At 75.7% G+C, this 2,443-nt stretch carries 3 protein-coding genes and 1 pseudogene; 3 read left to right on the forward strand and 1 reads right to left on the reverse strand.

Annotation, left to right across the window (positions count from 1 at the left end):
• A pseudogene (locus HUW36_RS34695) lies at positions 1 to 217 on the forward strand (LysM peptidoglycan-binding domain-containing protein); the annotation flags it as partial.
• A 6-nt stretch (positions 218 to 223) separates the two neighbouring features.
• Here HUW36_RS34695 and HUW36_RS30860 read toward each other — a convergent pair.
• On the reverse strand, positions 224 to 1,075 hold the full coding sequence (locus HUW36_RS30860) for a Rieske (2Fe-2S) protein (RefSeq protein WP_174531305.1): 852 nt from the start codon (positions 1,073 to 1,075) through the stop codon (positions 224 to 226).
• Positions 1,076 to 1,160: 85 nt separating this feature from the next.
• Between HUW36_RS30860 and HUW36_RS30865 the strand changes: the two genes are divergently transcribed.
• Positions 1,161 to 1,721 (forward strand): nitroreductase family deazaflavin-dependent oxidoreductase, encoded by a 561-nt coding sequence (locus HUW36_RS30865; protein ID WP_174531306.1) that lies wholly within the window; start codon positions 1,161 to 1,163, stop codon positions 1,719 to 1,721.
• 86 nt (positions 1,722 to 1,807) lie between these two features.
• Positions 1,808 to 2,443, forward strand: a 636-nt coding sequence (locus tag HUW36_RS30870; protein ID WP_174531307.1) for a crotonase/enoyl-CoA hydratase family protein, incomplete at its 3' end; no start/stop codon positions are given.

A 2,443-nucleotide genomic window follows, 5' to 3' on the forward strand; every position in this document is an offset into this window, starting at 1 on the left:
CACGCCGACCGTGGCGGCCCCGGACGGGCAGCCGCCGGCCATGTCGGCGGGCGCGTCCCGGGCGACGGCCGAGGAGGGCATCAACCGCCCGCTGGCCATCTCGGCGGTGCTGGCGGTGGCGAGCATCGTGGGCGCGCAGATCGGCGCGGTCCTCGGCCTGCGCCGGCGGCCGGTCCCGGCACGCGCGCTGGGCAGCGGTCGGCACCGCCGGGACTGACCCGGGTCAGGGCAGCCGGGCCTCGACCCGGCCGGAGACCACGCGGGTGGGGAGCACGACCTGGTCGTTGGCGGCCGGGCCGTGCACCACCTCGCCGCCGTTGAGCCGGAACGCGCTGCCGTGCCACGGGCAGACCACGCAGGCGTGGCCGTCGATCTGCTGCACCTCGCCCTCACCGAGCGGGCCGCTCTGGTGCGGGCAGCGTTCCAGCATCACGGTGACGTCGTCGCCGTGCCGGTAGAGGATCACCGAGACGTCGTCGATCTCCCGGGTGACCAGTTCCCGCTGCGGCAGGCTGCTCAGGTCGCCCACGGCGTGCCAGCCGTCGCTGATCAGGTGCATCTCCGAGACGCTCTGGCTGACCTGGGCACCCTGCTTGTACGCCAGGTGCCCGCCCAGGTACGCCCCGCCGCTCGCCGCGGACAGGCCCAGGTAGGCCAGCGCCCGGCCGAGGCCGTGCCGCCCGTTCAGCCGGGCCGCGAGCGAGCCGGCGTAGAGCGCCAGCCCGACCGTGTTCGCGGCGGCGTGCACCAACCCCACCCGGCGCTGGTCACGGGAGAGGGACGCCCAGTCGTTGAGCCCCGCCACCGCGGCGGGCAGCGCGCTGACCGTGCCGAGCCCGACCAGGGCCGTGGCCGCCCGGCGCTGGCCGGGCAGCAGGTCCACCACGGCGGCGGAGATCCACGCGCCGACCGGGACCTGCACCATCGCCGGGTGCAGCGGGTGGCCCAGCCAGACGCCGTGCAGCGCGTCCCGGACCCGTTGCGAGCGCAACGTCCCCTGGACGGCGCGTTGCAGGCGGTCACCCACCCGGTCGAGACCGGAGGCCTGTTCGAGCTTCGTCATCAGTTCGCGCACCTGTTCCGACTTCCCGGCCGGAGGGCCCCCAAACCGGACGGCCGGGAAATCCCTCGCAGGAGGGCCGGGGCGTACCGTCGGAGGCATGGCCCGCCGTCGTATCCCGCGCTGGCTCGCCCGCGCCCCGATTCCGCTCTACCGTCACGGCCTCGGCCGGTTGCTCGGCCGCCGGCTGATGATGCTGGAGCACCGGGGCCGCCGCTCCGGCCTGCCCCGCCACGTGGTGCTGGAGGTGGTCGACCGGGAGCCGGGCGCGCTCTTCCTCGCCTCCGGCTACGGCCGGGGATCGCAGTGGTTCCGCAACGTCTCCGCAGATCCGGCGGTGCGGGTGTGGAACGGCCCGGACCGGGGCGTGCCGGCGCGGGCGACCGTGCTGGCCGGCGAGGAGGTACGGCAACGGCTCGCGCGCTACCGGCAACGGCACCGGCGGGCCGCCGCGGCGTTAGGCCGGGCCCTGGGCATCCCGGAGCTGACCGGCGACGGCCCGCTGCCGACCGACGTGGACGCCCACCTCCCCCTGGTCCGCCTCGACCTTCCGGAAGGCGCCGCTCCTCCGCACCGCGCCCGGGCCTTGGCCGAACTGGCCGAACGCGGCCGGGCCGGTGACTTCGACGAGTTGCTCGACAAGGGCAACTACCGCTCGTGAAGGTTGGGTGAGATACCCCGACCGGATCTTCGAACGCGGCTTGTATCCGCTGGCCCGTCGGCCACGTCGGGGGCATGCTGACCCCCATGGGTGTACGCGTCGAGCACGCCGACGGCGTGACCACGGTGATCCTGGACCGGCCGGAGGCCCGTAACGCCGTGGACGGGCCGACCGCCCGGGCGCTGGCCGACGCGTTCCGTGCCTTCGACGCCGACCCCGACGCGTCGGTCGCCGTGCTCTGGGGCGCGGGCGGCACGTTCTGCTCCGGCGCCGACCTGAAGGCGATCGGCACGCCGCGCGGCAACCGGGTCGAGCCCGAGGGCGACGGGCCGATGGGCCCGACCCGGATGCGACTGTCCAAACCGGTGATCGCCGCGATCTCCGGGTACGCGGTGGCCGGCGGCCTGGAGCTGGCGCTCTGGTGCGACCTGCGGGTCGCCGAGTCGGACGCAACGCTCGGCGTGTTCTGCCGGCGGTGGGGCGTTCCGCTGATCGACGGCGGCACGGTACGGCTGCCCCGGCTGATCGGGGAGAGCCGGGCGATGGACCTGATCCTCACCGGCCGCCCGGTGCCGGCCGACGAGGCGTACGCGATGGGGTTGGTGAACCGGCTGGTCGCGCCCGGTGCGGCCCGCGCGGAGGCCGAGCGGCTGGCCGCCGGGATCGCCAGGCACCCGCAGACCTGCCTGCGCAACGACCGGGCGGCGCTGCTCGCCGGCGCC

This window comes from Micromonospora maritima (assembly GCF_902825405.1).
Lineage (GTDB): Bacteria > Actinomycetota > Actinomycetes > Mycobacteriales > Micromonosporaceae > Micromonospora > Micromonospora maritima.

Excerpts from the sequence above, each read along its gene's own strand:
- HUW36_RS30865 (WP_174531306.1), top strand. The coding sequence starts at position 1,161 with ATGGCCCGCCGTCGTATCCCGCGCTGGCTCGCCCGCGCCCCGATTCCG.